Below are 21993 nucleotides of genomic sequence, written 5' to 3'. Positions count from 1 at the left end.
CCTCATGCCGCGTGCGCGGCTGGGGTGGCCGCTGCAGCGAGGTGGTTGATGGACTCGGTGACCTTGCCGTAGATCTCGACATCGGTGCCGTAGGCGGTGAAGCAGCGGGTGTGCGGGCTTTTGTTTCCGATGCTCAGGATGGTGGTGACGCCCGAGCGCGATTGCGTGCGGTGCAGCGCGACCTGTAGGGGGTAGTCGAAGCCCATGTCTAGGCTCAGCACGCCGCCGGTGCGTACCAGCTCGAACACGCGTTGCTTGTCCGAGACTTCGAAGCGGCCAAATTCGCGGCTGGCGTGCGGGCGGTGCACCAGGTCGCTGGTGTTGCTCGCGTCGAACGGGCCATTGGCGATTTCTTCGATGAAGTCGGCCAGCTTGAGGTGCGTTTTCTTGTCGTTCTGCAGAGTCAGCGTGTGGCGTTCGCTGCCCAGCTCGACGACGAAGGTGCTCTCCGTTGTGCCGCGTTCGACCTTGAGACGGAATGCCAGGCACTCACGTTTGGGCGCTGTCCTGAGGACATGGTTGAAGGTCTCGGTCAGGTTGACCTGGGCGTTGAGCAGCTGCAGGGTACGGTTGTCGATTTTGTACTTGATCATGCCGCGTGCCCCCCGCCGTTCGGATCGAATGGGGTGGGTGCGGTGCGAGCTTGCTGCTTCGGTTTGCTGGTAACAAACATGCAGCCGCTCTCGCGGGCTAGGCGGCGGATCTCGAAGATTCGGGTGGGGTCAGCGCCGGCCGGGTGGACGTGCAGTGTTGCTGTGGTGTGCATGGTTTTGCCTCGCTCTGTGGTGGAAGAGTGAGGCAAATATCACGCAGTGTGTTTTTTAAGTCAACACGAAATGTGATTATTTTGTCACGTAGCGTGCAAAAAACGTGAGGACTTGAGAATTCCGCCCACCAAGTGGATCTCAATCACATCGCTAGCGGCGATATGGATTGGCGGGTGTTCGGCGTTCACGCTATCCAAGCGGTACATCCCATCTCTCAGGTAGATGAACTCCTTGATCATCGTACGGCCTTCTATAGTCCTTACCACTACTTCGTCGCCGCTGAAGTAATTCTTGTTAGGCTCGATGAGCACATATTCGCCATTTTTGATCCTGGGAAGCATGCTATCGCCGGTAACCTTTAAGCCATATGCATCTGGGTCATCGCTGTGAATGCTCAAATATCCATCGCCATGGCCTGGAGGGAAATCAAGCGCTTCAAAATACCCTTCATTACCCAGCTGTGCTGTTCCAACCACCGGAACGCTCCCTGTTTTTGCTCGTCCTGCTGACGTTAACCCTTCACTCTGACTGCTCTTGAGTCGAGGAGGAAATCTGATGTCGAAAATGTTCCCCAGTGCATCACCAGCTAAGTGAGGTACTGGCCCTTCGACGTCTTTTACCAGCTCTGTCAGCGGAGTTTTCAAGGCTGCGGCAATCTTCCCTAGATCTTGAAGGTTCGGCTGGCGTTGATCCTTCTCATAGTTGCCGATGCGAGATTGTGATTCCCAGCCACAGGCGAGAGCCAGATCCTTCTGGCTCATGCCTTTGGCTTTCCTGAGTGATTTGATGCGTGAGCCTAGTGTGTTCATTTGCCTTTTTTACCACGCATTGAAATAAATTTATCGCACTTTGCGTGTTGTAAAAATCACGAATCGTGTTTATTCTGCGCTCCAGTTACAGGAGGTATTTATGAACAGGATTGCTGATTATCGAGAGAAAGCGGGTATCAAGCAGCGAGATCTAGTTTCGATGTTGGGTTGGACGCAGACGCGGATAAGTAATTATGAGTCTGGACGTCGAATAGCCGGACTCGCCGAGTCTCGAGCAATTACGGCCGCGTTGAATCAGCTCGGAATCAAATGCTCGCTTGATGATGTCTTTCCACCAGAGATCGATTTTAAGAACGTAGCTTAGAAAAAAGGCGACCAATAGGTCGCCCAGTTCCTCCCGACACGCACCACCACAGCGCTGTCGGGTCGCGATAAAGGTAGGCGGGCACACCACATGCAACCACCTCCCTTTATCGCGCTTTTCCAAGGCTCGGAAGCCTTGGTGTTGCTGCCTTTTCCACCACAGATTGGGCAGCTGTTGCGCCAGGGGTGAGCAACGGATTGCTCGCCCCGGCACGGTGCCGGTGTCGATCCCGAAGATCTAGCCGGCGTTTGGGCCCTTTCAAGCCACGCGGCAAATGTATCACCACTGCATGTCGCGCGGCACTGGCAACTTACAAGGATTAATGCCATGAGCCGTATCATTCTGAGCTCCGTAGAGCGGGCGCAGCGGGAAGTTTTGCCGCTCGATCTCGCGCTTTACCATGCTGCCCGGGACTACCCCGGTGGCGCCGCCGCCATCGCCGCTACCACCGGCCGCAATGCGACCACGCTGCAGCACAAGCTGTCCCCAACCCACCCCAGCCACACGGTGAACATTCAAGAGTTCGGCGAGATTCTGGAACTGACCAAGGATCGCCGCATTTTGGATGCGGTGCATGCGTTGGTCGGTGACACGACTTGGCAGGAGCTGGCTGAGGCGTACACCAACGATATGCCCGAAACGCTGACCACCGGGATTGCCGAGTACTTCCGGCAAGTTGCGGATCTGGCGGATACCTGGGCCAAGAGCATTGGCGACGGGGTGGTTTCCGATGAGGAACTCGCAGCGATTCGCCTGCAGGTATTCCGTGGGATTCAGGGGCTGTTGGGGTTGTTCAACCGCGCCACGTATGTCAACCAGACGACGCGGGGTGTTGATCGTGGCTGACATTGCTGACTTCGCAAATGACCTGGTGCAGGAGCGTATCGATCAGGCGCTCGCTGCACGCAACGCCGCTAAACCTGCATTGGCGGCGCATTCGTTTCTATTCTGTGAAAACTGCGACAGCCCAATCCCCGAGGGACGGCGTTTAGCTGTTCCTGGCTGCACGCAATGCGTGAGCTGCCAGGAGGTCGAGGAGATCATGGAGGCCATCCATGCTCGATGAAGTATTGGGGCAATTCGCGGACTACGGTCTTGAGCCTGCGCAGCCGCTGGTGTTTGGCAAGCTGACCCGGTGTAAGACTTCGCAGGACAAGGGCAAGGAAAAGAATGGCTGGTATGTCGTCCATGAACAGCACACGGAGAAAGGCGAGACGCTGATCTTCGGTGCGTTCGGTGACTGGCGTTCGGGCGAGTCTCAGAAGATCAAGGTCAAGGCCGGGCGGATGTCGCCTGAAGAGCGCGAGGTCATGCGTGCTCGACAGGAGGAGGCCAAACGCCGCGCGGCTGAGATCTCGGCCAATGCGGCACGTCGTGCGGCGAACCGGGCGGCGGGGATGTTCAAGCGCATGCCGGAAAAGGGCCGTAGTGACTATCTGGACCGCAAGCAGATCGTTGGCTTCGGCGTTCGATACGCGCCGCGCTCTGGTGCGTTTCTGGTGCCGATGAGCAATGTGCGCGACGAGATTGTCGGCCTGCAGGTGGTGTTCCCGACCAAGCAAGAGGACACCGGCCGGGACAAATCCTATTGGCCTTACGGCATGTCCAAAGAGGGGGCTTTCCATCTGATAGGGCCGCATCCGGATCCGGGCGAGCCGGTGCTGGTGTGTGAAGGCTACGCGACCGGCGCAAGCCTGCATATGGCCACGTCACTGACCGTGGCCGTTGCGTTTGATGCGGGCAATTTGCTGGTGGTTTGCAAGGCCATGCGCGAGCGCTTCGCTGGTTGCCCGCTGATCATCTGCCGAGATGATGACTGGAAGACCACGAAGCCGAATGGCGATGCGTGGAACCCCGGTGAAGAGAAAGCGAACAACGCGGCGCTGATTGTCGGTGGTCAGGTGGTCGCGCCGATCTTTTCCGGAGAGCGGGAAGCCAAGTGGACCGACTTCAACGACCTGCATGTCGCGGAAGGTTTGGAAGCGGTGCGTCGTCAGGTGCTGGCGGTGGTCAAGCCGCCGGCCGCTGGTGGCTGGAAGGACATGCTGGCCCGCAGTGAAAGCGGCGCGTTGATTGCCCACATGCAGAACGTCGAGTTGATCCTGGCCAATGACGAACGTTGGGCCGGGGTGATCAGCTACAGCGCGTTCAGTTCGAAGATCGTGAAGCTGCGTGCGGCGCCTTATGGTGGTGGCACCGGCGATTGGGCGGACATTGATGACGTGCGGGTGATGAAGTGGCTCGCGCAGCAGTACAACTTGCGGGTCAAGGCCTCGCATGTGATCGAGGCGGTGAGTGTGGTTGCGCATGACCATGCGTTTCATCCGGTGCGGCAGTACCTGCGCAAGCTCGAATGGGATCGCGTGCCGCGCTTGGAAAGTTGGCTCACAGACGTCATGGGGGTGAAAGCCACCGACTATTCGTCCAAGGTGGGCAAGCGCTGGATGTTGTCAGCCGTGGCGCGGGTAATGAAGCCTGGCTGCAAGGCTGACTCGGTGATGATCCTTGAGGGCGCGCAGGGCGCCGGTAAGTCGACGGCGATGAGCATTCTCGGTGGTGAGTGGTTCATGGATACGCCGTTTGCCCTGGGCGACAAGGATGGGTTTCAGGCGATCCGGGGCAAGTGGATCGTCGAGCTGGGTGAGCTGGACAGTTTCAACAAGGCCGAGAGCACCAAGGCCAAGCAGTTTTTCTCCGCGTCCACCGATACCTACCGCGAGAGCTATGGCCGCCGCACAATGGACGTGCCGCGTCAGTGCGTGTTCGTTGGTACGACTAACCAGGACGAGTACCTGAAGGACGCGACCGGTAACCGGCGTTACTGGCCGGTGGCGTGTACCAAGGTGGATCTGGAATTGTTGCGCTCGATTCGCGAGCAGCTTTGGGCTGAAGCTGTGTTTTGCTACGACGCGGGTGACCTTTGGTGGGTGACGCTGGATGAGGCGTCGATGTTCGGTGAGGAGCAGGACGAGCGTTTTGTGGTGGATGAGTGGGAAGGTCCGATTCTGACCTGGCTCGAGGAGTCGCAGATCGGCGAGACCACCACGGGCAGCGAGGTGCTGGCCAATGCGCTGAAGCTGGACTTTGGGCATTGGGGCAAGCCAGAGCAGATGCGTGTCGGGGCGATCATGCATCGGCTGGGGTGGCGGCGTGTGCGGTTGCCTGCACTGGTGAAAAGTGGGCAGCGGCCGTGGGCTTACAAGAAGCCGGCAGGGTGGGGCGGTGCTTCGGCGTTGCAGCGCGAAGCGTTCGAGGAGCCTTGTTTCGATGATTAAGGAGATCGATTCGCTTCTTCGGTCGTGGGCACTGGACCTACATTCGGATCTCTCAAGCGGAGGTCTCGCAGGTGGGAATATGGTCGCCATGATGATGGAGACCAATGGTCAACTGATTCGGGGGCGACGAGCCTTCCGTGCGCCGCTGGAGAGTTCGTTGGACATCGAACTGATCGTGAACAAGCATCTCGCGCCCGAGCTGGTGACGGTCGTGCGTGAGCATTACTGCACGCACGATGTGGATATGCGTTTGCGGTACGCCCATTGCGGTTGCGGCCGCGACACGTATTACCAGCGCTTGCACGACGCGCACTTGCAGATCTTCGGTGTGATGATGGGGATGGCTGCGTGACCCCAGGCATCGATCCGGTTGTGGTTGTCCCACTGGCCCGTCTTGTCTCGCTGCGATTTGATGCAGTGGGACAGGTGCGGGCCTTGTCGTTGTTGGGCTGTCCCACCGTCCCGCTTGCGTCCGCCTCCCGCCCATGTGTGCATAGCGGGCAGCAGCACGCGCTTACGCGCGAACGCGTGTTCTTTAATTTTCTTCCTTTACACGAGAAAGGAGAAAGATAAGTGGGACAGTGGGGCGAAGCCCCGAATTTAGGCGCTCTCAGGCGTCCTACTTCGATTCTGAAAAGTGGGACGTATGGGACAGCACCGTAACAACAGAATGCCATGGTGGTGTATTCGCCGACATTCGCTAGGCGTTCACCCTGTGTTACCCACTTATTCACCGGGTGGCATTAAAACAGGGTTGCTGCCACCGGAATCGACCTGTAAAAAGTAGTCATCTTCGATAGGTGCGACCGCAGAGAGCTGCAGGCACCACACCACCAAACCCGGCCATTGCGCCGGGTTTTTGCGTTTAGGGGTTGGCGATGACAAACGAGCAACAAGCGCTGGCAGAGATGCCAATCTGGTTAGTGATCGTCCTGGCCCTGGTCGGCGGCGTATCGGGGGAGATGTGGCGGGCTGACAAGGATGGGGCGCGGGGCTGGGCGTTGTTGCGCCGCCTCGCGCTTCGATCCGGTGCCTGCATTGTCTGCGGGGTGTCGGCGATGATGCTGATGATCGCGGCCGGCATGACGATCTGGACGGCGGGCGCCTTGGGTTGCCTGACGGCAATGGCCGGTGCCGATGTTGCTATCGGGTTGTACGAACGCTGGGCTGCCAAGCGGCTGGGCGTCTGCGAAGTCCCGCCCGCCGGGGGCGAGCAGGGGTGATGCACCGATCTGGGGCGCCGAAAACCGCCGGGGACCCTAGGGGTATCTGAAGGACACGGGGTCGGAAACCCGCGGGAAAGTGTTAGCGGGAGCGCCCCCAGCTTACTGAAATTTCAATCATTGAAATCTTGAAAGGATTCATTGAAAAACGTTGAAAAAGGAGGGCTCATGACAGAACCAACCTACCTGTCGAAGAGTGCCTTCGCGGCCCGGCTCGGCAGGTCGCCGAGTTACATCACCTGGCTAAAAGACAACAACCGTCTGGTGCTTTCGCCCAACGGTAAACAGGTTGATGTACATGCCACCGAAGCGCTGATTCGCGACACCGCAGATCCTAGCAAGGTCGCCGTCGCTGAACGACACCAGCAGGACCGGATTCAGCGTGACGTTTACAGCCAACTGTCCACCCAGACCGAGCCGACTTCCACGGCTGCGCCGCCGCAGGTGCTTACCGTCGACGGCAAACTCCCCGACTTCCAGAAGGCCCGCGCCCTGCGCGAGCACAACATGGCCAAGTTGGCGGAGATCGAGCTGGGCAAAGCCCAAGGCTCGTTGGTCTCCAAGGAGGCGGTCGAAACCGGTGCTTACAACGCCGGCCGCTTGCTGCGCGATCAGCTGTTCGGGCCGCTACCACAGCTGTCCCACGATCTCGCCGCCATGACCGATCCTTGGCTGATCGAAAAACACCTGACCGCCACCTTCCGTCGAACGCTGGAGGAAGCCGAGCGGCTCTCTTCAGCAGATCTTGAGCACGCCATGACAACGGACTGAACCTATGCACACGGAATTTCCTGACGGTGCAGAGGTGTACCGTGAGGCTTATTTCCGTGGACTGCGCCCAGACCCCGATCTCTGGATCGATGAATGGGCCGACGAGTACATGCGAATCCCGCGTGACACCGGTGCCCCTGAGCCCGGCCAGTACCGCACCTCACGGACACCTTACGCCCGCGAGCCAATGCGCTGCCTGTCGCCGGCTCACCCTTGCAGACGCGTGATCACCATGGTGGCCTCGCAGTTGATGAAAACGCAGATCGCACTGAACTGGATGGGTGGCCTGATCCACATGGCGCCGTCAAACATCCTGGCGCTGCTCCCCAGCCTTGGCTTGTCCAAGCGGGTTTCCGGACGGATCAGCAAGACAATCAAGGCCACTCCCGTTCTGCGCGAGCGGGTCGCGGCCACCCGTTCGCGGGACGCACGCAACACGATGGACACCAAGGAATTCGAGGGTGGCTCGCTGTACGTCACCACCGCCGGTTCTGCGGCCAACCTTTCGGAGCTGTCGGCGCGTTATATCTACGGCGACGAAGTCGACCGCTGGGAGAATGACGTCGGCCAGGAGGGTGACCCCATCAAGCTGGCAGAGACGCGGGCGACCAACTTCGGTCGCAACGCCAAGATCTACTTCTCCAGCTCGCCGACAATCAAAGGCGCCTCGCGGATCGCCGACCTGTTCGAGTCCAGCGACCAGCGCTACTACTACGTGCCATGCCCTACCTGCGGTCATATGCAGGTGTTGGAATGGGAGCGACTGCACTACAGCAAGGATCTCCGCACTGTGCATTACGAGTGCGCAGCACCTGAATGCGACGTGCTGATCGAGGAACACCACAAGAGCGACATGCTCGCCCGAGGCGAGTGGCGCGCCCACGCGGGTGGCGACGGCAAAACCGTTGGCTTTCATCTCAACGCGCTGTATTCGCCGACCGGCTGGATGGATTGGGCCGGCCTTGCCGAGGAGTTTGAAGACGCCAAGAAAGCTCAGGCCCAAGGCGACACGAGCCTGATGCAGGTTTTCTACAACACTCGTCTGGCGAAGGTCTGGGACAGCGCACTCGAACAGACCAAAGCGGAAGTGCTGATCGCTCGGGCACGGCTGGAGAATTACACCCTCGGCGCGATGCCGGTCGGTGTGCTGATGCTGACCGGTGCCGTCGACGTCCAGGCCAATCGTCTGGAACTGATGGTGATGGGCTTCGGCGTCGGTATGGAGCGCTGGGTGGTCGACCACCAGATCATCTGGGGTGACCCGGCAGACGAACGCACCTGGGCAGTGCTGGACGAGAAACTCAAAGCCCGTTACCGGCATCCTTGCGGTGTGGGTCTGGCGATCCTCGCCGTGGGTGTCGACTCCGGTGGCCATCACACCGATGAGGTCTACCAGTTCTGCCGCGTCCGTCGCTGGCGCAACATCTTCGCCATCAAGGGCGCGAGCAAGCCTGGCAGGCCCGTGATTGCACAGCGTCCATCCATGGTCGACGTGACATGGAAGGGGCAGACCGAACGCAACGGCGCCGAGTTGTGGTTTGTCGGCACCGACACCGCGAAAGACTGGATCTACAACCGCTATCCATTCCCGGACGGTCCGGGATCGCTGCACTTTGCCAACGACCTGCCGGACGAGTTTTTCGCCCAGTGCGTCGCCGAACGCAAGATCGTGCGCTACGTGCGCGGACATAAGCGCATCGAGTGGGTGAAGGGCAAGGCCGAGCGCAACGAAGCGCTCGACCTGATGGTGTACTGCCTCGCCATGGCGCATTACCTCGGCATCAACCGCTACCAGGAACACGATTGGGACAGGGTGCGACAAGCCCTGGCCCAGTCCGGTTTGTTCGATGACGCCTTGAACATCAAACCTGTTCAGGGCGAGCGACTTGATGCTGAGCGAACACCAGCACCCGCTGCTGTACGTCAAGCCCAACCCGCACCCCCACCTGCTGCACCGGTGACAAAACCGCGACCGGCAGCTCCCCCTCAACGCCGCAGCTCAGCTAGCGGCTACCTGAAGAGACGCTGATATGTCCTTTACGAAAAAGCACCTCGACGCGGTTGAGGCGGCCATCGCACGCGGTGAGAAAACTGTGCGCTACACCGACCGCACCGTGGAATACCGCACGGTCGATGAACTCCTCAAGGCTCGCGAAGAAATACGCTCTTCGCTTGCCAGCGCTGCCGGGCCACGCTCGCGCGTGGTCCGGCTTTACCATGCTGGGAAGGGGGTCTGATGGCCCGACACTTCCCAACGCTGACCCGTAACGGATTTGTGCTGCCGTCCAATATCAAGGCCAGTTACGAAGGCGCTGGAGAAGGGCGTCGCTCCACTGGCTGGGACGCTCCCGACAACGGGATCAACAGCATCAACACTCCGGCCCTGCGCAATCTGCGGTCGCGCTCGCGGGCGGCGGTTCGCAACGACCCTTACGCCTTCAACGTCATCGACAAGCGTGTCAGCAACCTGATCGGCACCGGCATCACTCCTCGACCCACAACCGACGACGATGCTCTGCGCAAGTTGCTGCAGGAGCTGTGGGGGGATTGGGTTGATGAGGCGGACGCGGATGATCGCACCGACTTCTACGGCCAGCAGGCGTTGGTGGCGCGCACGGTGGAAACCTCAGGCGAATGTTTCGTCCGGTTGCGTCCTCGCAGCCTGGATGAAGGTTTGGCGGTTCCGCTGCAGCTGCAGATCCTCGCACCGGAGTTTGTGCCGCACGACAAGTTCGAGAGCACCAAGACCGGCAACGTCATCCGCGCCGGTATCGAGTTCACACCCGGTGGCAAGCGGGTGGCGTACTGGATGTACCTGTCACATCCGCGTGATGCGGCCTCGCTGAACGCCGGCTACAACCAGCTGGTGCGCGTGCCGGCGGCTCAGGTGCTGCACATTTTCGAATCGGTGGAGCCTGGTCAGTTGCGCGGTGTGCCCCGATTGTCGCCGGTGCTTAAACGCCTGCGCAGTCTGGACAACTACGACGACGCGGTGCTGTTCCGTCAGGAAGTAGCCAACCTGTTTGCCGGTTTCATCAAGCGTCCAGCACCGGAGTCGGGACAAGCGCCACGCGATCCAGTTACCGGCGCCTTGCTGGATCTGGATCGCGATGGCTTTACGCCGATGGTTGCGCTCGAACCCGGCACCATGCAGGAACTGGGGGCAGGCGAGGAGGTTGAGTTCTCCAAACCGCCAGACGCCGGCAACAACTACCCGGACTTCATGCGGCAGCAACTGATGGCTGCTGCAGCAGGGTCGGGAACGCCTTACGAGATCCTCACGGGCGACATGCGCGGCATCAATGACCGAGCGCTTCGGGTGGTGCTCAACGAGTTTCGGCGCCGTCTGGAACAACTGCAATTCAGCGTGTACGTGCATCAGCTCTGCCGTCCAGTACGGGCGGCGTGGATGGACATGGCGGTGCTGTCTGGCGTCCTGGTGCTGGACGATTACGCACAGAAACGCCGTCAGTACCTGCGCACTCGCTGGGTGCCTCAAGGCTGGGCCTATATCCAGCCAGTGCAGGACGTGCAGGCACGCCGGATGGAAGTACAGGCCGGGTTTTCTTCTCGCAGCGAGATGGTGCTGCGCACGGGCTACGACGCCGAAACGGTCGATCTGGAAAACGCCGCCGATCTGGCACGGGCCACAAAACTGGGCCTCAACTACAACACCCTTGATGCCGTCGAAGACACCGACGACAAGGAGCAACCATGAGCAAACAAGCGCGACCGCGCATTTACAACCGCGCAGGCAAACGCGTCGAGGTTCAGGACAAGACTTGGTACGCCCTGCAGGCCAGCGGAGAAGCCACCGAGCGGGTGATCGAGGTTTTCGTCTATGGCGAGATCGGCGCGTGGGGCATCACTGCCAACCAGTTCGTGCAGGACCTGCGCGCCATGGATGACGGTGTTTCACCCGTGATCGCCGCGTTCAACAGTATTGGTGGCGACCTGTTTGACGGTCTGGCCATGCACAACGCGCTGTCGCGTCTGGGCGAGCGTTGCACCGGACGTATCGATGCGCTCGCAGCCAGTGCCGCCAGTGTCGCCGTGTGCGGTGCACACCGCGTAGTAATTGCGGCGAACGCAATGTTGATGATCCACAACCCATACACCTATGCAGGCGGTGGCGCTGAGGACTTCCGCCGTGTAGCTGATGTATTGGATCAAACCTTGGAGGCCATCATCGCTGCCTATAAGGCCAAGGCGCCCGACATCGATGACGCTGAACTGCGGCGAATGGTTGATGCTGAAACCTGGCTGACTGCTAACGAAGCGGTGGCTCTTGGCCTTGCAGACGAAGTCGGCGACGGCATCAAAGTCAAAGCATGCCTCGGTCAAGGCGCGGTGTTGCAACGGTTCCAGCACGCTCCGGTTGAGTTGGTGGCCCAGCTCGACGAGCCGCCTGAATCGGATCCCGAACTTGAACCTGTCGATCCGCCGCTGGTGCCGCCTGTAGTGGACTCGGCCAAGTTGGCATTGATGATTACTCAGCGTTGCACGGCGGCGGGCATCAGCAATCTGGTCGAGCCGCTGCTCAATTCTACCCAGCTCGAAAGCGAGGAAATCGTTCTCGCCGGTCTGGCTCGCGCCAAGGCGGTGAACGACCTCTGCGTCGCCGCGCGTCTGCCGGAATTCAGCGCCGAGTATGTCTCGGCCGGTCTGGATGCGGCGGCGGTTCGGGCGCGTCTGTTCGACAAGATTGTCACCAGCGGCAAGGGCTTTGAAATCGACAACAGTCTGCCGTTGGCGGACGATCCGGCACCCAAGGTGCTGGCCAAACAACCTGACCCCAACTCGATTTGGGCTGCTCGCCAAGCGGCTCAAACTGGAACCGCGCGCGGCGCGAAAGGAGCACGAGCATGACCATCAAGCAGGAACCGATCCATGCAGGTGAATTCCTGCTGTCTGAGGGCGCCGGCACGATCTCGCGCGAAGCGATCAATGTCGCGGCGGGTCCAGCATTGTGGCCGGGGCAAATTCTCGGGCTGGTGACCGCTACCGGCGAATTCGCACCGTACGAACCGACGGCAGAGGACGGCACTGAAAACGCGGTCGCCATTCTGTACGGCCCGCTCGGTGAATCCGACGTGCTGCGTCGCGGTCGCGCCGTGGTGAGGTTGGCCGAGGTCAGCGAAGCGCATTTGACCGGCCTCGATCTGGCTGCCGAGAAAGCCCTGGCCGCACATTCGCTGATCGTCCGCTAAAGCGTTCCTTCTTTTATTTGCATCCCGCCGCGTGCGGGATTTTTCGTTTCTGGAGAGTACCCATGGCCGATATCGCCATTTTTGACGACGAAGCGTTTACCGTTACCTCGCTGACCGCTTCACTCAACGATCAACCATACCTGCCAGGGCGCATCAGCGCCTTGGGGCTGTTCCGCGAGGAAGGCATTACCACTCTGACCGTGCAGATTGAAAAGGATGGCGACACCCTGGCATTGGTGCCCGCTGGCGAGCGTGGTGGTTCTGGCCTGGTGGTTGCAGCCAGCAAGCGCACCCTGATCCCGTTCAACACTGTGCACCTGCCTGAGCGCTTCACCATCAAGGCTGACGAGATCCAAGGCATCCGTGCCTTCGGTACTCGTACTGAGCTGCAGGCGGTGCAGGACGTGGTTAATGCGCGGCTGGCTAAGGCGCGGCGCCAGTTGGACGCCACGCACGAATTCCAGCGTATGGGCGCACTGAATGGCCAGATCCTCGACGCGGATGGCAAAACTGTATTGCTGAATCTCTATGACCGCTTCGGTGTGGAGCGCCAAAAGCTGTCCATGGGCCTGGCGGATCCGAACACGAAGGTTCGAGTTAAATGTATCGAAGCGCTCGACATGCAAGAGGACGCGCTTGGTAGCGTGACAAGCACCGGCTCGCGGGCTTTCTGCGGTAAGAATTTCTGGAACAAACTCGTCGTTCACAAGTCGGTCGAGGAGACCTATCTCAACAGCCAACAAGCCGCGTCCTTGCGCGGTGACGCCCGGGAGAGCTTCGAACTCGGGGGCATCACTTGGGAACGCTACCGTGGCAAGGTGGCTGGGGTGTCTTTCGTCCACGACGATCAGGCGCTACTGGTCCCCGAAGGTGTACCCGACTTGTACATCTCGGCGTTTGCGCCGGCCGACTACATGGAAACGGTCAATACCCAAGGTATTCCCTACTACAGCAAGATCGAGCCGATGCAGTTCGGGAAAGGCATGGCCGGTGAAGCTCAGTCCAACCCGCTGCACCTGTGCACCCGCCCGCGTGCGCAGGTCCTGCTGGAACTCTGACCGTGGGCTTTCGCGATCTGATCGCCGAAGTTGATGCGGTGGTGTTTGAAACGCTGGGCGATACCGCGCGGATCGAGGGGCGCGACGAGCCAGTGTTCGGCATGTTCGCCGCGCCCTGGCTGCAACCCAAGTTCGGCAAGCTCAACACCGGGTTGCGCGAGCCGCGCTTCGAGATTCGCGTCAGCGATTCGCACGGTCTGGAACAGGGCATGTCGGTCAGCGTCGATTTGCCCGCCTTGGATGGTGGTGGTGACTACGACCTGCTGCAACTGGAACCGAGCGGTGACGGTCTGGTCGCCTTGATTCTGAGGTTGCGGCCATGAGTGTCGGCAGCTATTTCAAACCCTCGGCCGGGGGCGGGATGATCTCTATCCAGTCCTCGGCCGCAGATTTTCAGGCGTTCCAGGACTTTGCCAAGATGGTGCCGAAAGCGGCTGCTGCGGCGCATCGGCGTGCGATCAACAAGACATTGGGCTGGTTGCGCACGCACATTGCCCGAGCCGTCAGCCGGTCAGAGCGAATCGCTGTTGCGGCGGTCCGTCAGCGGTTGCGCAGCTATCCGGTTTCCGGCGGTGCCGCGAGCGGCAAACTATGGTTCGGTTTGAATGCCATTGAATCCAGCCGGATCGGCCGGGCGCGGCAAAGCGGCAGCGGCGTGTCAGTGGCAGGGCGGCGTTACCAAGGGGCTTTCCTCAAGAAGGTCTACGGCAATAAGCCCGACATCTGGATCCGCACGGCTAGCAAGCATTTCAACGCGGACGACTACCCCGACAGCACAGTGTCACCCGGTCGCGGACCGAGTTCAGGTTGGGTTGCCGAAAACGGCAGTCGTTTCCCGCTGGCCAAGGCCAAGGTGTCGCTGGAGCAAGCCCGACCGCACTTCGACAGCTGGGTAAAAAAAGCGGATGAGCGCCTGCTGGAGATCCTCAAGCAGGAGCTCAACTTTGAGCTGCAGAAATACCTCAAGAGGATCGGCAATGTCTGAAGAACCTTTCAGCCTGGACCAGCTTTATCGGGCGGTAGAGCAGCATCTGCGTACCCACTTGCCTGGCGTGCAGGCCGTCGCAGCCTGGCCAGACATTAAGGATCGCGTGTTGCTGCCAGCGGTGTTTCTGGAGGTGGCCGAGATCGAGCCGGGTACCGATATCGGCACCGGCGAAACCTCGCTGGTCTTCAATTTTGAGGCTCGGATCATTGTTGACCCGATCAAGCCGCACCATCATCAACAGGCTGTGCAATTGGCGACGCAGTTGGCGGTACTGCTGCGTTCGCAGACGTGGGGGTTGGCAGTTGAACCCGCCGAGTTTGTGCAATCGCTGCAGGACTGGACCCAGCCGCACCTGGATGGGTACACGGTGTGGCTGGTGGAGTGGACTCAGCAAGTTTATCTCGGCCTTGAGGAATGGCCATGGCCGGACCAGCCGCCGGGGACGTTGGTGTGCGACGTTGAACCGGGTGACGGACCATTCAGGCCCGAGGATCTGCCGTGAGCTACGCGAGCGCCCAGCATGACCGCATGATCGCGGGGGCGGTCAAGGCTTGCTACGTGGTCGCGGTGGATCTGTCCGCATCGCCGCCGGTGTGTCGGGTGTCCGATGGCAGTGATTGGGTCAGCGCCTGGGTGCGCTGGCACAGCATCGCCGCCGGCAAGGCCAGGCACTGGCGGGCGCCGTCTTTGGGCGAGCAGGGCAGTTTGATCAGTCCCAGCGGTGACGTGTCACAAGGCACATTTGTCCCGGGCTTGTATGGCAATGCCGGGCCGCCGCCAGATAATCGCGACCATGTCGAGGTCTGGCGTTTTGATGATGGCGGGTCGCTGATCTACGACTGGCAGGCCAAGAGCTACAGCATCACCCTCCTGAGCGGCACGGTCACCATCAAAGTGGCCAGCACGGAAGCGGTCGTGACCGATAGCGCGGTGAACGTGACCACCGGCAACATCAATTTGAAAGCGGCGGTGATGATCGACGGCGCGCTACACGTTACCAAGGGCATCACCAGCGCCGGCGCAATCATTGATGCCACCGGCAACAGCAATCACCACACGCATTAATTTCAACTCACCACAGCCCGCCCAGTGCGGGCTTTTTCATGCCTGGAGAACCACATGGCCAAGATCGATACGACCTCAACCGATGCACAAGCGTCCTCTGAATTGGCATTGTCATCCTCAACTTACTCATCGCCTGAGTCCTTGAAATTCCGCGACAAGCTCTACACGTCGCGACTGGTGATCGTGCCCGGTTCCGACCGATCCTATCCGGTGGAGAAGGCGACGGTCGTGGTGCCGGCCTCCGACATCGAGGCGGTCAAGTTCCTGAAAGCCAGCGAAGAATACGAGCCGTTCAAGGAGTGACAACGATGATCGGAATGGATCGCCAGACCGGCCTACCCATCTCCGGCATCGAGCGTCTGCGGCAAGCCATTGGCGACATCTTAAGCACGCCGCTGGGCAGTCGCCGGCACCGCATGGAGTACGGCAGCAAGCTGCGCCGCTTTGTCGATTTGCCCGTTAACGAGGGCTGGAAAAGCGCCGTACAGGCCGAGGTTGCCCGCGCCCTTGGGCGCTGGGAGCCGAGTTTGAAACTCGATCAGGTACGCGTCCTTTCCGTCATTGGCGGGCAAATCAATCTGCAAATCGTCGGGAAGTACCTGGGCGACGGCGTCACGTTGGAGGTGGCTGCATGAGTACCGTTGATTTGTCGTCGCTGCCGGCGCCGACCGTGCTGGAGCCTCTGGACTTCGAAGAGGTTTATCAGGACGGTTTAGGCGTCTTTCGCGGGTACATGGGTGGCAACTGGACGGCCGCGCTGGAAAGCGATCCAGTGGTCAAAGTGCTTGAGGTCGGGGCTTACAACAAGGTCGGTAACCGCGCCCGAGTCAATGACGCCGGCAAGGCGTTGTTACTGGCGCACGCTATTCGCGGCGACCTTGATCACCTGGGCGCGAACGTCAATCTGACGCGCCTGGTCATTCAGCCCGAGGATCTGCTGGCAGTGCCACCGGTTCCCAAGGTCATGGAAGACGACGATCCGTTTCGCGAGCGCATCCAGTTGGCCTATGAGGGCTTGACCACAGCCGGCCCGCGTAACAGCTACATCCTGCATGCGCGTAACGCCTCTGGGCTCGTAGCAGACGCCACGGCCGAAAGCCCGAAGCCCTGTTATGTCACGGTCACGGTGCTGGGGTTGGACGGGGAAGGCGAAGCGCCGCCAGAGCTGCTGGCGACGGTGGCCGCTGCGCTCAATGACGATGACGTGCGGCCGGTGGGTGATCGGGTGACTGTGCAAAGCGCGCAGGTGATCCGTTACGAGATTGACGCCATTTTGCACATGGCCAGTGCCGGACCAGAAGCGGATGCCAGTTTGGCCGAGGCGAAAAGCCGCTTGGCAGCCTGGATCAATCCACGCAAGCGGTTGGGCGTTGAGGTCGCCCGCTCAGCTGTTGACGCTCAGTTGCACGTTGCCGGCGTTGCCCGGGTTGAGTTGGTCGGGTGGCAGGATCTGGCCCCGACCAAGGCGCAAGCGGCTTTCTGTACGAGCTACAAAGTGAGGCTGGCGGGCTGATATGAAAAGTCTCCTACCGCTCAACAGCACGCAACTGGAACGGGCCATGGAGGCCGCGTTTTTCGAAAAGACGATTGTCCCTCTGCGCGACCTCTACAACGCTGATACCTGCCCGGTGCATTTGCTGCCGCACCTGGCATGGGCATGGTCGGTGGATCGCTGGGATTACCGGTGGACTGAGGCGACCAAGCGCGCGGCCATCAAGGCGTCGTACTACATCCACAAGCACAAAGGCACCATCGGCGCGTTGCGCCGCGTGGTCGAGCCGCTGGGCTATCTGATCGAGATTGTCGAGTGGTTTCAGACCGTGCCCGAGGGCGTGCCGGGCACCTTCGCGCTGAAGGTCGGGGTGCTGGATACCGGCATTACCGAAGAAATGTATCAGGAGCTTGAGCGCCTGATTGACGATGCCAAGCCCGTCACCCGGCAACTGACCGGTCTGGCAATCAGCCTGGAAACTCAAGGCAATTTGAATATCGCGGTGGCCCTCTACGAAGGCGACGAAATCGACGTTTACCCGCCCGTCATGCGTGACATTGAGGTCACTGGCAGCTTTGGCGTGGTTGGCCGCGAACACACCATTGATACCCTGGACGTTTATTATGATTGATGCGAATTCGCAGTTTTTCGCGATCCTCACGAACGTGGGGATGGCCAAGCAGGCGAACGCCGACGCGCTCGGCATTCCCTGGCTGATCACGCAAATGGGCGTGGGTGATGCCAATGGTACCGAGCCGATCCCCAGCGCGTCGCAAACCAAGCTGATCAACGAGTGGCGGCGCAAGCCGCTCAACCAACTGAAGATTGACCCGATCAACCCGGCGGTAATTATCGCCGAGCAGATCATTCCCGCCGATGAGGGCGGTAAGTGGATCCGCGAAATCGGTCTCTACGATGCGGACGGGGATCTGGTGGCGGTGGCCAACTGCGCGCCGAGCTTCAAACCGCTGCTGTCGCAAGGCTCGGGGCGCACGCAGATCGTGCGGATGAATTTCATTGTCACCAGCACGGGCAACATTCAGCTCAAGATTGACCCGGCAATTGTGCTGGCCTCGCGTGCCTACGTCGACGCGGCCATTCTGGAAGTGCTGCCGAAGAACAAGGTCCCGGGCGAATACACGCGAGTCAAGGTCAACGATCGCGGGATTGTCGTATCGGGTGATAACCCGGAAACGCTCGCCGCCATGGGTATCAAGGACAGCTACACCAAGGCCGAAATCGAGGCGATGATTGCTCAAGCCTCGGCGTTGCCGGTAGGCGCCATGGTGGCGTTTCCGCTGGACAAGGTGGCGCCTGGGTTTCTGGAGCTGGACGGCAGCGTCAAAAGCATCGCCGTCTATCCCGATCTGGCGGCGTTCCTCGGTACGGCGTTCAACAAGGGTGGCGAGGGTACGGGCAATTTCCGGTTGCCCGAGTCGCGGGCGGAATTCCTGCGTGGTTGGGATCATGGGCGCGGGGTGGATGCTGGGCGAGCAATTGGCAGTAATCAGCTCGGTTCAAATGTGCGAGGTGTCGCAAGTAACTCCGGTACGCCAAGCCCTGGCAATATCTGGAACAACACCGAGTTCGACGAGCTGGGCAACCAAAGTTTTTACGTCACTCAATCGACAACGACGCAGTTCTCGGTGCAAACGGGTGTTGTCCGTCCGCGCAACTTGGCGGTCATGTGGTGCATTAAGGCGTGGAACGCGCCAATCAATCAGGGAAACATCGACATTGCCGCGCTCGCGGCTTTGGCGACGCAGGCCACGGAAATCAAGCTGGGTACGGCCAAAATCGCCACGCAGGCGCAGTTTGATGCCGGCACCGATGACACGACGATCGTCACGCCGAAGAAGCTCAGGCAGGGTTTTATGGCGAGTCTTTCGCCAAACGGATACCAGAAGCTCCCGTCAGGGTTAATCGAGCAATGGGGCACTGTCTCTGTTCAAGACAATACTGAGCAGACCGTTCTTCTTTCGACCGCGTTCCCGAACGCGATTCTGGGGGCTTTGGCGTCGGTCCCCAATGCGGGATCTGCGGGGCCAGGGGAGTTCTCTACTGCCGGGGTGAGAAAGAACGGCAGTAGCCTCAACAGCATTTTGGTGAACTCGAACTCGGGGCCTACCGTTTCTGTAATGCCTGTCGTTTTCTGGCGCGTGTGGGGGTATTGATCGTGATCTTCTTTAGTGCGTCGCAGCTTGGCTTTTATGACAGCGCCATCAATGACGTAATTCCAGATGATGGCGTTGAGGTTTCCTATGAAAACCGTCGCGCAATTCTGGATGGTCAATCTGCCGGGATGGTCGTCGCTGCTGACGAGTTCGGCGGCCCCATCCTGATCGATCGGTCGCCGCTTAGCCCTGAGGTGCAGGCCGCTGTAGAGCGCGCTTGGCGTGATGCGCAACTGGCGCTGACAGATCCGCTGGTTTCCCGGCACCGGGACGAGGTCGAGGAGGGCGGGCCGACCTCGATCACGGCCGAGCAATACACCGAGCTGCAAGGCTACCGCCGCCTGTTGCGCGACTGGCCGCAAGGGGATCAATTCCCGCTCGCCGAACACCGGCCGCCGGCGCCGACCTGGCTGTCAGCACAAGCCACTTAACCCCCCCCTCGCTGACGGGGCGTTTTTCATTCCGTTACGCGTAACACCAACACCCTCACAGCCTCGCTTATGCGGGGCTTTTTCGTTTCTGGAGACTGACCCTTATGAGTTTTTTCCACGGCGTCACGACCACCTCGGTCGACACGGGCGCGCGCACCATCTCGCTGCCGTCATCATCGATTATCGGTCTGTGTGACACCTTCACCCCGGGCGTTCTCGGCGGTGGTACAGCCAAGGCGGGCGAGCTGAAGTTAATCACCACCGAGCGCGAAGCCATCGCTGCGTTCGGCCCCGACTCGGCGATCACCAAGGCCTGTCAGGCCATCTACGTCAAGGCCAAAGCGGTGATCGTCGCCATCGGCGTAGCCAAGCTGGAAGACCCCGCGCTGCAGACCTCGGCGATCATCGGCGGCGTTTTGGCCTCGGGTCAGCGCACCGGGTTGCAGGCGCTGCTCGACGGTAAAAGTTTGTTCAATGCGCAACCGCGGCTGTTGATCGCGCCGGGTCACACCGCGACTCAGGCGGTGGCCACGGCGCTCGATAGCTTGGCGCAGAAACTGCGCGCCATTGGCATCATCGACGGCCCGGGCACGACCGACGAGGCCGCTATGGCCTACGCCGAGAACTTCGGCAGTCGCAACCTGTTCATGGTCGACCCGGGCGTCAAGTACTGGGACACCAGCACCAGCAAGACCGTCGACGCGCCGGGTTCGGCTTGGGCAGCGGGGCTGTTTGCGTGGACGGATGCTGAGTACGGTTTCTGGGCCTCGCCGTCGAACAAGGAGTTGACCGGCATCACCGGTACCGGTCGCGCGGTCGAGTACCTGGACGGCGACGAGACCTGCCGGGCCAACCTGCTCAACAACGCCAATATCACCACGATCATTCGTGACGACGGTTACCGCCTGTGGGGCAACCGCACGCTTTCGAGCGATCCGAAGTGGGCGTTCGTTACCCGCGTTCGCACGCTGTTCATCATCATGGACGCGGTGCAGGCCGGGCACAAATGGGCGGTCGACCGCTCGATCACCAAGACCTACGTCAAGGACGTCACCGACGGCCTGCAAGCGTTCGGTCGCGACCTGAAGAACCAGGGCGCGGTGCTCAAGTTCGAGGCTTACGCCGATCAGGAACTAAACACGGCCAGCCAGATTGAGCAGGGCAAGGTGTACTGGCGCATTCGCTTCACCGACGTGCCGCCGGCCGAAAACCCGAACTTTCTTTTTGAGGTCACCAATGAAGGGATGACCGAAGTGCTTGAAGCAGCCTAAGGGGGCGTAGCAAATGATTCCTCAGACTTTGTACAACACCAACCTGTTCGTCGACGGCGTGAACTTCTCCGGCGACGTGCCGAGCCTGACGCTGCCCAAGCTGACCACCAAGACCGACGAATATCGTGGCGGCGGCATGGCTGGCCCCATCGAGATGGATCAGGGGCTGGAAAAAATGGAAGCCTCGTTTGTCACCAAGGGCGTGCGCCGCGAGTCGCTGAAGTACTTCGGCCTGGCCGACGGCACTGCGTTCAACGCCACGTTCCGTGGTGCCTTCAAGGGCCAAAAGGGCGCGGTGACAGCGGTCGTTGCCACCCTGCGCGGTCGCCTCAAAGAGGTCGATCTTGGTGACTGGAAAGCCGGTGATGCTGCCGAGATCAAACACGCCGTTGCGGTCACGTACTACAAGCTCGAAATCGACGGGCGCCTGATGTACGAGATCGACATGGTCGCCGGCATCCAGGTGATCGACGGCAAAGACCAACTCCTCGAAGTGCGCCAAGCACTCGGCATGTAAGGAATAGATCCAGATGACTCAAGTAATCGCTAAAAACCTGCCGGTCTGGCTGTCGCTCAGTGCAGTCGGTGCTGTTGTAACGCTGACCCGTCCAAGCCAAGCCAATAGCATTGACGTCGAGACGTTGAACCTGCGTAACCCGACCGTGCGTGAAGTGCGCGCGGCTGATCGTGCTGCCAACGGCGATGATGAGCAGCGCGAACTGATGCTGTTCGCAGGTCTCGCCGAAGTCGGACTGAAGGATCTGGAAGGCCTCAAACTGACGGATTATCGCCGCGTGCAAACGGCCTATTCGCACCTGGTACCGAAAACCGATTATTCGGACTCGATGCCGGCGTGGTTGTCGCTGACCACCGACCAGGTGCTGGTGACGCTGTCGTGTCCGAGTGAAATCAACGGCGTGACCGTGGACAAGCTGGCCTTGCGTTCGCCGACTGTGGGCGACGTGCGAGCGGCTAACCGTGAAGTGGGTGGCGATGATGAGCAGCGCGAGCTGGTGTTGTTTGCTGCATTGTCCGGTGCGCATGTGGCGGATCTGGAGGGGCTGAAGCTGGTGGATTTTAACCGCTTGCAGGCCGGCTATTTTCGCATGGACAACGACGACGGGCTTTAACCCC

General features: G+C 60.3%; 28 protein-coding genes. 26 read left to right on the top strand and 2 right to left on the bottom strand.

Features of this window, described 5'->3' with window-relative positions; all coding sequences use genetic code 11:
* Window positions 1-2: 2 nt before the first annotated feature.
* Together ACWR1S_RS04335 and ACWR1S_RS04330 are read right to left on the bottom strand one after the other, a co-directional pair.
* Complete coding sequence (locus ACWR1S_RS04335) at window positions 3-593, bottom strand: hypothetical protein (RefSeq protein WP_454562552.1); 591 nt, start codon at window positions 591-593, stop codon at window positions 3-5.
* A gap of 257 nt (window positions 594-850) precedes the next feature.
* Window positions 851-1576, bottom strand: coding sequence for an XRE family transcriptional regulator (locus ACWR1S_RS04330; protein WP_454562551.1), 726 nt, complete (start codon window positions 1574-1576; stop codon window positions 851-853).
* A gap of 100 nt (window positions 1577-1676) precedes the next feature.
* On the opposite strand from ACWR1S_RS04330, the gene ACWR1S_RS04325 reads away from it, so the two are divergent.
* From ACWR1S_RS04325 to ACWR1S_RS04200, 26 genes are all read left to right on the top strand, one after another.
* Window positions 1677-1901 (top strand): helix-turn-helix transcriptional regulator, encoded by a 225-nt coding sequence (locus ACWR1S_RS04325; protein WP_454562550.1) that lies wholly within the window; start codon window positions 1677-1679, stop codon window positions 1899-1901.
* 327 nt (window positions 1902-2228) lie between these two features.
* Window positions 2229-2747 carry a phage regulatory CII family protein gene (locus tag ACWR1S_RS04320; RefSeq protein ID WP_454562549.1) on the top strand — a complete coding sequence of 173 codons (519 nt, stop codon included), beginning with the start codon at window positions 2229-2231 and terminating at the stop codon, window positions 2745-2747.
* Window positions 2740-2967 (top strand): TraR/DksA family transcriptional regulator, encoded by a 228-nt coding sequence (locus ACWR1S_RS04315; protein WP_083369365.1) that lies wholly within the window; start codon window positions 2740-2742, stop codon window positions 2965-2967. Before ACWR1S_RS04320 ends, ACWR1S_RS04315 begins: the two co-directional genes overlap by 8 nt.
* Window positions 2957-5176 carry a VapE domain-containing protein gene (locus ACWR1S_RS04310; protein ID WP_454562548.1) on the top strand — a complete coding sequence of 740 codons (2220 nt, stop codon included), beginning with the start codon at window positions 2957-2959 and terminating at the stop codon, window positions 5174-5176. Before ACWR1S_RS04315 ends, ACWR1S_RS04310 begins: the two co-directional genes overlap by 11 nt.
* The gene (locus ACWR1S_RS04305; RefSeq protein ID WP_103520668.1) at window positions 5169-5528 is read left to right on the top strand and encodes a PA0613 family protein; all 360 of its coding nucleotides are present in this window, start codon (window positions 5169-5171) and stop codon (window positions 5526-5528) included. The genes ACWR1S_RS04310 and ACWR1S_RS04305 overlap by 8 nt, the downstream gene beginning before the upstream one ends.
* A gap of 526 nt (window positions 5529-6054) precedes the next feature.
* On the top strand, window positions 6055-6399 hold the full coding sequence (locus ACWR1S_RS04300; RefSeq protein WP_095139908.1) for a phage holin family protein: 345 nt from the start codon (window positions 6055-6057) through the stop codon (window positions 6397-6399).
* Window positions 6400-6567: 168 nt separating this feature from the next.
* The gene (locus tag ACWR1S_RS04295) at window positions 6568-7170 is read left to right on the top strand and encodes a terminase small subunit (protein WP_222016227.1); all 603 of its coding nucleotides are present in this window, start codon (window positions 6568-6570) and stop codon (window positions 7168-7170) included.
* Window positions 7171-7174: 4 nt separating this feature from the next.
* The gene (locus ACWR1S_RS04290) at window positions 7175-9199 is read left to right on the top strand and encodes a phage terminase large subunit family protein (RefSeq protein WP_454562547.1); all 2025 of its coding nucleotides are present in this window, start codon (window positions 7175-7177) and stop codon (window positions 9197-9199) included.
* A gap of 1 nt (window position 9200) precedes the next feature.
* Window positions 9201-9407, top strand: a complete 207-nt coding sequence (locus ACWR1S_RS04285; RefSeq protein ID WP_008087653.1) for a phage head-tail joining protein — start codon at window positions 9201-9203, stop codon at window positions 9405-9407.
* On the top strand, window positions 9407-10888 hold the full coding sequence (locus ACWR1S_RS04280) for a phage portal protein (protein ID WP_454562546.1): 1482 nt from the start codon (window positions 9407-9409) through the stop codon (window positions 10886-10888). The genes ACWR1S_RS04285 and ACWR1S_RS04280 overlap by 1 nt, the downstream gene beginning before the upstream one ends.
* On the top strand, window positions 10885-12039 hold the full coding sequence (locus ACWR1S_RS04275) for a head maturation protease, ClpP-related (protein ID WP_454562545.1): 1155 nt from the start codon (window positions 10885-10887) through the stop codon (window positions 12037-12039). The genes ACWR1S_RS04280 and ACWR1S_RS04275 overlap by 4 nt, the downstream gene beginning before the upstream one ends.
* Entirely contained in the window at window positions 12036-12380 is a 345-nt protein-coding gene (locus ACWR1S_RS04270; RefSeq protein WP_454562544.1) for a head decoration protein, read from the top strand. The genes ACWR1S_RS04275 and ACWR1S_RS04270 overlap by 4 nt, the downstream gene beginning before the upstream one ends.
* 62 nt (window positions 12381-12442) lie before the next feature.
* Window positions 12443-13438, top strand: coding sequence for a major capsid protein (locus tag ACWR1S_RS04265; protein WP_454562543.1), 996 nt, complete (start codon window positions 12443-12445; stop codon window positions 13436-13438).
* 2 nt (window positions 13439-13440) lie between these two features.
* On the top strand, window positions 13441-13761 hold the full coding sequence (locus tag ACWR1S_RS04260; protein ID WP_454562542.1) for a head-tail joining protein: 321 nt from the start codon (window positions 13441-13443) through the stop codon (window positions 13759-13761).
* Entirely contained in the window at window positions 13758-14423 is a 666-nt protein-coding gene (locus ACWR1S_RS04255) for a hypothetical protein (RefSeq protein WP_454562541.1), read from the top strand. The genes ACWR1S_RS04260 and ACWR1S_RS04255 overlap by 4 nt, the downstream gene beginning before the upstream one ends.
* Window positions 14416-14928 carry a hypothetical protein gene (locus tag ACWR1S_RS04250; RefSeq protein ID WP_454562540.1) on the top strand — a complete coding sequence of 171 codons (513 nt, stop codon included), beginning with the start codon at window positions 14416-14418 and terminating at the stop codon, window positions 14926-14928. The genes ACWR1S_RS04255 and ACWR1S_RS04250 overlap by 8 nt, the downstream gene beginning before the upstream one ends.
* Window positions 14925-15491, top strand: a complete 567-nt coding sequence (locus tag ACWR1S_RS04245) for a phage baseplate assembly protein V (RefSeq protein ID WP_454562539.1) — start codon at window positions 14925-14927, stop codon at window positions 15489-15491. The genes ACWR1S_RS04250 and ACWR1S_RS04245 overlap by 4 nt, the downstream gene beginning before the upstream one ends.
* Window positions 15492-15545: 54 nt before the next feature.
* A complete protein-coding gene (locus ACWR1S_RS04240) occupies window positions 15546-15794 on the top strand; it encodes a hypothetical protein (RefSeq protein ID WP_454562538.1) in 249 nt (82 codons plus the stop codon).
* Window positions 15795-15799: 5 nt separating this feature from the next.
* Window positions 15800-16126: a GPW/gp25 family protein gene (locus tag ACWR1S_RS04235; RefSeq protein WP_454562537.1), complete on the top strand. Its 327-nt coding sequence runs from the start codon at window positions 15800-15802 to the stop codon at window positions 16124-16126.
* On the top strand, window positions 16123-17004 hold the full coding sequence (locus ACWR1S_RS04230) for a baseplate assembly protein (protein ID WP_454562536.1): 882 nt from the start codon (window positions 16123-16125) through the stop codon (window positions 17002-17004). The genes ACWR1S_RS04235 and ACWR1S_RS04230 overlap by 4 nt, the downstream gene beginning before the upstream one ends.
* A gap of 1 nt (window position 17005) precedes the next feature.
* Window positions 17006-17614, top strand: a complete 609-nt coding sequence (locus ACWR1S_RS04225; RefSeq protein ID WP_336356848.1) for a phage tail protein I — start codon at window positions 17006-17008, stop codon at window positions 17612-17614.
* On the top strand, window positions 17607-19157 hold the full coding sequence (locus ACWR1S_RS04220; RefSeq protein ID WP_454562535.1) for a phage tail-collar fiber domain-containing protein: 1551 nt from the start codon (window positions 17607-17609) through the stop codon (window positions 19155-19157). The genes ACWR1S_RS04225 and ACWR1S_RS04220 overlap by 8 nt, the downstream gene beginning before the upstream one ends.
* A 2-nt stretch (window positions 19158-19159) precedes the next feature.
* Window positions 19160-19588 (top strand): phage tail protein, encoded by a 429-nt coding sequence (locus ACWR1S_RS04215; RefSeq protein ID WP_454562615.1) that lies wholly within the window; start codon window positions 19160-19162, stop codon window positions 19586-19588.
* A gap of 104 nt (window positions 19589-19692) precedes the next feature.
* Window positions 19693-20859 carry a phage tail sheath subtilisin-like domain-containing protein gene (locus ACWR1S_RS04210; RefSeq protein WP_454562534.1) on the top strand — a complete coding sequence of 389 codons (1167 nt, stop codon included), beginning with the start codon at window positions 19693-19695 and terminating at the stop codon, window positions 20857-20859.
* Between the two features lie 13 nt (window positions 20860-20872).
* Window positions 20873-21376: a phage major tail tube protein gene (locus ACWR1S_RS04205; protein WP_454562533.1), complete on the top strand. Its 504-nt coding sequence runs from the start codon at window positions 20873-20875 to the stop codon at window positions 21374-21376.
* A 13-nt stretch (window positions 21377-21389) separates the two neighbouring features.
* Window positions 21390-21989, top strand: coding sequence for a phage tail assembly protein (locus ACWR1S_RS04200; protein WP_454562532.1), 600 nt, complete (start codon window positions 21390-21392; stop codon window positions 21987-21989).
* Window positions 21990-21993: the final 4 nt, after the last annotated feature.

Source organism: Pseudomonas sp. AIG, from assembly GCF_977020205.1.
Note: the sequence above shows the minus strand (reverse complement) of the source record. Positions and strands in the feature narration are given on the sequence as shown.

What these genes read in the sequence shown, in the direction of transcription:
- ACWR1S_RS04240 (WP_454562538.1), top strand. Translation starts at nt 15,546, where the DNA reads ATGGCCAAGATCGATACGACCTCAACCGATGCACAAGCGTCCTCTGAA.
- ACWR1S_RS04265 (WP_454562543.1), top strand. Translation starts at nt 12,443, where the DNA reads ATGGCCGATATCGCCATTTTTGACGACGAAGCGTTTACCGTTACCTCG.
- ACWR1S_RS04210 (WP_454562534.1), top strand. Translation starts at nt 19,693, where the DNA reads ATGAGTTTTTTCCACGGCGTCACGACCACCTCGGTCGACACGGGCGCG.
- ACWR1S_RS04205 (WP_454562533.1), top strand. Translation starts at nt 20,873, where the DNA reads ATGATTCCTCAGACTTTGTACAACACCAACCTGTTCGTCGACGGCGTG.
- ACWR1S_RS04335 (WP_454562552.1), bottom strand. Translation starts at nt 593, where the DNA reads ATGATCAAGTACAAAATCGACAACCGTACCCTGCAGCTGCTCAACGCC.
- ACWR1S_RS04225 (WP_336356848.1), top strand. Translation starts at nt 17,006, where the DNA reads ATGAAAAGTCTCCTACCGCTCAACAGCACGCAACTGGAACGGGCCATG.
- ACWR1S_RS04330 (WP_454562551.1), bottom strand. Translation starts at nt 1,576, where the DNA reads ATGAACACACTAGGCTCACGCATCAAATCACTCAGGAAAGCCAAAGGC.
- ACWR1S_RS04250 (WP_454562540.1), top strand. Translation starts at nt 14,416, where the DNA reads ATGTCTGAAGAACCTTTCAGCCTGGACCAGCTTTATCGGGCGGTAGAG.
- ACWR1S_RS04285 (WP_008087653.1), top strand. Translation starts at nt 9,201, where the DNA reads ATGTCCTTTACGAAAAAGCACCTCGACGCGGTTGAGGCGGCCATCGCA.
- ACWR1S_RS04325 (WP_454562550.1), top strand. Translation starts at nt 1,677, where the DNA reads ATGAACAGGATTGCTGATTATCGAGAGAAAGCGGGTATCAAGCAGCGA.
- ACWR1S_RS04320 (WP_454562549.1), top strand. Translation starts at nt 2,229, where the DNA reads ATGAGCCGTATCATTCTGAGCTCCGTAGAGCGGGCGCAGCGGGAAGTT.
- ACWR1S_RS04220 (WP_454562535.1), top strand. Translation starts at nt 17,607, where the DNA reads ATGATTGATGCGAATTCGCAGTTTTTCGCGATCCTCACGAACGTGGGG.
- ACWR1S_RS04255 (WP_454562541.1), top strand. Translation starts at nt 13,758, where the DNA reads ATGAGTGTCGGCAGCTATTTCAAACCCTCGGCCGGGGGCGGGATGATC.
- ACWR1S_RS04275 (WP_454562545.1), top strand. Translation starts at nt 10,885, where the DNA reads ATGAGCAAACAAGCGCGACCGCGCATTTACAACCGCGCAGGCAAACGC.
- ACWR1S_RS04305 (WP_103520668.1), top strand. Translation starts at nt 5,169, where the DNA reads ATGATTAAGGAGATCGATTCGCTTCTTCGGTCGTGGGCACTGGACCTA.
- ACWR1S_RS04300 (WP_095139908.1), top strand. Translation starts at nt 6,055, where the DNA reads ATGACAAACGAGCAACAAGCGCTGGCAGAGATGCCAATCTGGTTAGTG.
- ACWR1S_RS04200 (WP_454562532.1), top strand. Translation starts at nt 21,390, where the DNA reads ATGACTCAAGTAATCGCTAAAAACCTGCCGGTCTGGCTGTCGCTCAGT.
- ACWR1S_RS04235 (WP_454562537.1), top strand. Translation starts at nt 15,800, where the DNA reads ATGATCGGAATGGATCGCCAGACCGGCCTACCCATCTCCGGCATCGAG.
- ACWR1S_RS04280 (WP_454562546.1), top strand. Translation starts at nt 9,407, where the DNA reads ATGGCCCGACACTTCCCAACGCTGACCCGTAACGGATTTGTGCTGCCG.
- ACWR1S_RS04230 (WP_454562536.1), top strand. Translation starts at nt 16,123, where the DNA reads ATGAGTACCGTTGATTTGTCGTCGCTGCCGGCGCCGACCGTGCTGGAG.
- ACWR1S_RS04270 (WP_454562544.1), top strand. Translation starts at nt 12,036, where the DNA reads ATGACCATCAAGCAGGAACCGATCCATGCAGGTGAATTCCTGCTGTCT.
- ACWR1S_RS04295 (WP_222016227.1), top strand. Translation starts at nt 6,568, where the DNA reads ATGACAGAACCAACCTACCTGTCGAAGAGTGCCTTCGCGGCCCGGCTC.
- ACWR1S_RS04310 (WP_454562548.1), top strand. Translation starts at nt 2,957, where the DNA reads ATGCTCGATGAAGTATTGGGGCAATTCGCGGACTACGGTCTTGAGCCT.
- ACWR1S_RS04290 (WP_454562547.1), top strand. Translation starts at nt 7,175, where the DNA reads ATGCACACGGAATTTCCTGACGGTGCAGAGGTGTACCGTGAGGCTTAT.